The organism is Streptomyces sp. SID3212, from assembly GCF_009865405.1.
Taxonomy (GTDB): domain Bacteria; phylum Actinomycetota; class Actinomycetes; order Streptomycetales; family Streptomycetaceae; genus Streptomyces.
Map to the genome: position 1 here is coordinate 1 of NZ_WWJY01000443.1, position 873 is coordinate 873.

An 873-nucleotide genomic window follows, 5' to 3' on the forward strand; every position below is an offset into this window, starting at 1 on the left:
GCCCCGGCCTCGGGCCTGGCTTCGGCCCAAGATCCGGCTCTGGCCCCGCCCTTGGCCCGGGCCCAGGTGGCGCCCCCGGATCAGGCTCCGCCCCTGGCCGCAGCCGTGGCACCTCAGGGAGACGGAGAGGTCACCTTGCCCCGTACGGTCAACCCCGCGCCGCAGCGGGACGCCGTCATCGCCGTGGTGATGGACACGCTCTGCGGCCACCTGTACCTCGACCGGAACGAGATCGATCCCCAGCTGACTTTCAGCGAGATGGGCGTCGACTCGCTCGGCGCGGTGGAGATCGTCCGCGACCTCAACCAGCATTTCGGGCTCGACCTCGACTCGGTGGCGGTCTACGACCACCCGACCCTGGACCGGCTGGCCGACTTCGTCGACGCCGAGTCCGCCCGTGGCCGCGCCCTGCACGCCGCCGCCGTCCGCCCCCACTCCCCGGCTGTTGTCGCGGAGGCGCCGGAGGAACCTCAGGTATCGCAGGCTCCGGGGGCGGAGGCGCCGTATCTTCCGGGCGCTGAGGACGCGGATGCTCCGGGTGCCGTCGCGGAGGCTCCGTCCGCCGCAGCGCGCTCCGTCGCCGGGGATGCGGCGTTCTCACAGGCCGTACCTCCCAAGACCCCGGTCGGGCGGTCCAGTGACGGGCCGTCACCGGACCGCCCGACCGGTCCAGCGCATCCGCCGCCCCTGCTGATCCGCGCCGCCGGCCCGACCGGATCACAGGACGATGCCCAGGCCCCGGTCGGGCCACGACCTGTGACCCTCGCCCCGATCCACCCACTCGCAGCACCCGCGTCCGCACCCGCACTCGCAGCACTCGCGTCCGCGCCCGCCGCGCCCGCCGTGCTCGCGGTGCCTGCCGAGACTGCCGCT

Annotated in this window: 1 protein-coding gene; it reads left to right on the forward strand. The window is 74.5% G+C overall.

Annotated elements, in window-relative coordinates:
* Window positions 1–105 precede the first annotated feature (105 nt).
* Window positions 106–873, forward strand: a 768-nt coding sequence (locus tag GT042_RS13065) for a phosphopantetheine-binding protein (RefSeq protein WP_345943759.1), incomplete at its 3' end; no start/stop codon positions are given.